General features: G+C 73.1%; 2 protein-coding genes and 1 pseudogene. 1 reads left to right on the top strand and 2 read right to left on the bottom strand.

All coding sequences use genetic code 11. From position 1 onward, the window contains the following. Together NBW84_RS23185 and NBW84_RS23180 are read right to left on the bottom strand one after the other, a co-directional pair. A partial coding sequence (locus tag NBW84_RS23185) for a DUF6049 family protein (RefSeq protein WP_445548833.1) occupies positions 1-2,643 on the bottom strand: 2,643 nt, incomplete at its 3' end. Between the two features lie 38 nt (positions 2,644-2,681). Then, on the bottom strand, positions 2,682-3,107 hold the full coding sequence (locus NBW84_RS23180) for an NUDIX hydrolase (RefSeq protein WP_250287384.1): 426 nt from the start codon (positions 3,105-3,107) through the stop codon (positions 2,682-2,684). Between the two features lie 400 nt (positions 3,108-3,507). On the opposite strand from NBW84_RS23180, the pseudogene NBW84_RS23175 reads away from it, so the two are divergent. Next, a pseudogene (locus NBW84_RS23175) lies at positions 3,508-3,780 on the top strand (CCA tRNA nucleotidyltransferase); the annotation flags it as partial.

Genomic DNA, 3,780 nt, shown 5'->3' with positions numbered 1-3,780 from the left:
CCCGGACGGCCCGGAAAGCCCGGACGAGCCGGAAAGCCCGGACGAGCCGGAAAGCCCGGACAGCCCGGGCCGCGTGGACAGCCCGACCGTCCCGGTGGCCCCGGTCGCCCGCGGTGTCTCGGCCAGGACGGGCCCACCGCCCGGCGGGGCCGGTCCGGTTCGTGCGGACGCCGCGGTGGGCGTCCGCACGCGCAACGTCCGCAGCCGACGGGCCAGCCGGAGCAGCACCGCGAACACCAGAACCGCCAGCGCCCCTCCCGTTATCGCCACCGCTATCACGCCGAAGACCGTGGACTTCACCAGGATCCGCACCGGCGGCGCGGCTGACAGCGGCTTGCCGGCCGGGGTGAGGATCGTGACATCGACGGGGAACGTTCCGGCACCTTCGGCATCGACCTCGATCTCCACCTGCACCTTCTGCAGAGGTGGCACCGTGAGTTTAACCTGGGTCGCTGATCGTAGCCGGGCTCGGTCGGTCGAGGACAGCGAGAGCAGCACGTTGATGATGACCTCGGTGTTGTTCTCGAGCGTGACCGGAACCGTCCCGTGTTTGCCGGTCAGTGACACACTGCGTGAGGCGACCACCCGGATGCCGTCCCGCAGCGCCTGTACCTCGCCGGCGACACCCGTGCCCAGCTCGTCGGCACCGGCCGTGCCGGCGGCGCCCGCCCGCCAGGCCACCGACTCGGACGACGTGAGCGTGTTCTCCATCGCGTCGATGCCCGCGGCGGCGCAGTTGCGCACGCCGGCGGCGCCCGAGTCCGGCGGGCACAGGACGGACTTCAGCGCGTGGATCTGGCCGCGCAGGTCCTCGGCTGCGATCACTCGGGAGACCGGCAGCTCGGCTGCGAGGGCCCAGCCGGGGTAGGCCAGCCGGCCGCGTTCGTCGGCCGGGGCAGCCTGCCCCGCCGGGTTGCTTCCCGCCGGGTTGCTTCCCGTGGAGCCGGTTCCCGCGGCGGCGGTCTGCGCCGCCGGTGTCGACGGCAGCGCGGCCGGCCGGGAGAACGGCGTGGACAGGCCGCCCATGAGCATCTGCGCCCAGCCGGCCGGCGGGTCCCAGTAACGCGGCAGCGCGATCGTCTGGGGGCGGGCCAGCCCCGGCCGCTCGGCGGTGATCATCGCTATTTCGGCCAGGAGGCCCTGGAACGACTCCGCCTGGGTCGGCGAGCCGGTCTCACCGGTCCCGCCGGCGGGACCGGCCGCCAGCACCCCGAGCGGCTGGTCGGCGGCCAGTACCCGCGCGACGCCACCGGATGTCGGGATCCCGGTGGCGCTCGCGGGGGTGTAGGTCTTCTCCGGGTCCTTCGGCGGCAGCAGGCGGGAGTCCGCGATCACGGTCGTGACGCCCATGCGGCGCAGCAGGTCGAGGGTGGGGGCGTCGACGAGCCCGTCGCCGGGGTAGGCGATCGTCGCGTCCGGGCCGCGGCCGGTCGCGTTCGCGATGACGGTCCGGCCGGTCAGCAGCGCCACCAGGATGCTGTGGAACTCCTGGGCGCGGGTCAGCGCCACCACGTCGACGTCCCCGTAGGGCAGAGCGAAGATCGTTCCGCCGGCGTCCGCGAACGCCTTCAGCTTCGTCAGGAAGGCCGCCGCGTCCCGGACCGCCCGCCGGGGGCTGGGACCGGACGGTGTGGCCACCTCGTACGGGCCGCTGGAGATGATCTGAAGTGTCTGGACGAGGAGCGGGTCGACCGCGAGGGCGACGGGTGGCGCCGGCCGGCCGTCGCTCGGCGTGACGGCGTCCAGCAGCCGGTTCAGCCGGCCGCCGGGGGCCACCAGTTCGGTCAGGCCGTCGTCGGTGAGCCGGCCGTCGGCGCGCAGCCGCGGCACCTCCGCCAGCGGCAGTACGACCGAGACCGGCGTGGGGGCGGTCACCGCGGCCGGCACCCAGATCAGGGAGGAGTAGGTCGTCCCGACGACCTGGCGCTGGCCGCCGACGACGCCGGACGCGGTGAGGCGCAACGGGTAGATCCGCAGTGCGGCCGGCAGGCCCAGCCCCGTCAGCCGCGCGTCCACGGTGAACGTGGCCGGCAGTGCTCCCGGCACGAGCCTGCTCGCCACCGGCCTGGACACCACCGTGGTCGGATAGTTCAGTGTGGCCGCGGCGGCCGGGTTCTCACGCAGGTTCGCCAGTTCCCTGCGGCTGGACACCGCGCGCGCCAGCTCAGCCCGTATCTCCACACCGGAGATCTGTTCGGTGCCGGTGAGCTCCAGATGACCGGTGACGGTCAGTGGCAGCTGTGGGCCGGCAACGGCGGACAGCCCGTCGAGCGCCACCCGGACCGGCCGGGCGACGCCGGTGGCCACGGCCGTGGTGACCCGGCCCGCCGTGGCGGACTGGACCACCAGAGCGGACTGGACCGCCGTGGCGGACCGCTCGGTGGGCTGGACCATCCCACCGGACTGGGTGGACCGGGCCCCTCCGGCGGGCCGCGGCCGTAGCCCACCGGAGGGGCCCGTGGCGTCCGCTGGGCCCGCGAGCTCCGCCGAGCCCGTGGGCCCAGCCGAATCCACAGGTCCGGCCTGGTCTGTGGACGAACCTGTGGATACACGCGTGGAACTTGTGGACGACGGGCCGGCCCGGGCGTGGGCCATCGTGCTCAGCAGCAAAAATATCACCGACAGTATGATTACGGCTACCATAGCGGTACGCCGCGCCGCCGGACGCGCCTGGCCGGCTGTCACACGCTGTCCGTGAGAATGGCCGGCACCCGGCGCAGGAGGCCGCGCTCGTCCGCATAGGCGAGCCGGCGCGGAACCTCGGCCAGCGGCACCCACGCGACCTCGGCGACCTCGACGTCGACGTCCGAGAGCTCCCCGGTCGTGCGAAGCAGGAGATAGTGGTGGACGGTCTTGTGCACGCGCGTCCGTCCGGTGACGAACCAGAAGTCGATCATGCCGAGCCGGCCGAGTACCCGTCCGGTCACACCAGTCTCCTCCGCCACCTCCCGGACCGCTGTCTGTTCCGCTGTCTCCCCGTTCTCGACGTGGCCCTTCGGTAACGACCACAGCAGACGGCCATTCCGGTCACGGCGTGCTATCAGCGCCGCATTGGCCATTTCCGAACGGTCGTCCAACACCAGCCCACCCGCCGAAGTCTCCTCCACCTGGCGCAACCGCCGCCGAGGGGATGCCGGGAACGGGGCCATGGGCTGATCGTACGAGCCTTGCGCGCCGCTTCTCCCAGCATGCGCCCGTAGCCTGTCCGCTGGTGGCGGCCCCGGCAACGAACGGTAAACGCCAAAGCCCACCGTGCCCCGGCCGCTCACAACCCGGGCGCGCGTCCCCCTGGCGTCCAGGCCACGCTCTTGTCGCTCTTGTCGGCCCCCGCGCCAGGCGGCGCCGACGGAACCGCGAGCGGGATTCACACCAGGCCGCCCGTACCCGGGCGCTCGACCAGGCAACCTCGGCCGCCCGCACCAGGCCGCCGGACGGCCGTGGGCCGCCGAACGGCTGAACGACCATGGGCGTTCGCGCCCTGGCCGCCTATACCCTGGGGCGGTGTCGGTGATCTGCTTGGACAATCCACGTGACTCCGCGGAACGGGCGGTGAGCGCCCTGCTCAAGGTGCCACCCGCGGCGGACGCTCTCGGACGGGTCTTCGCGAACGCCGGCTACAGCCTGTATCTGGTCGGTGGGTCCGTCCGGGACGCTCTGCTGGGCCGTTCCGACCCGTCCGGCGCCGACCTCGACTTCGCCACGAACGCCCGCCCCGAACAGATTCTGGACATCACCCGCGGCTGGGCGGACGGGGTCTGGGAGGCGGGGATCGCGTTCGGC

This window comes from Protofrankia sp. CiP1_Cm_nod2, from assembly GCF_920664355.1.
GTDB lineage: Bacteria > Actinomycetota > Actinomycetes > Frankiales > Frankiaceae > Protofrankia.
The sequence above is the reverse complement of the archived record's forward strand: the minus strand, read 5'-3'. Positions and strand labels throughout refer to the sequence as shown.